This window comes from Microvirga sp. HBU67558, assembly GCF_018069605.1.
Lineage (GTDB): Bacteria > Pseudomonadota > Alphaproteobacteria > Rhizobiales > Beijerinckiaceae > Microvirga > Microvirga terrae.
In genome coordinates this window covers 1-234 of sequence record NZ_JAGPUP010000012.1, presented here as the reverse complement: position 1 = coordinate 234, position 234 = coordinate 1, and the positions used below count along the sequence as shown (strand labels likewise).

The window sequence follows — 234 nt, the reverse complement described above, 5'->3', positions numbered from 1 at the left end:
GTCGCAAGACGTGATTTGAAGAGGGCAGAATGATGCGTCATCTTGGCAAGAGAGCGCCTGCATCGCTCGGTTCAATCCTGTTCTGGATCATCGCGAGCCTGATCACGCTCCTACCGATCTACTGGATGTTCGCAGTCTCGGCCAAGAGCCGCGTGCAGCTCTTTGGGAGCCCGAGCTTCCTGATATCGAGCTTCTTCACCGAGAACTACACGAGCACCCTGAGCGACCCGGCCT

The 234-nt window shown here is 57.3% G+C and carries 1 pseudogene; it reads left to right on the top strand.

Annotation, left to right across the window (positions count from 1 at the left end):
* Nucleotides 1–29: 29 nt before the first annotated feature.
* Nucleotides 30–234 (top strand): annotated as a pseudogene (locus KBI52_RS00045) (hypothetical protein); the annotation flags it as partial.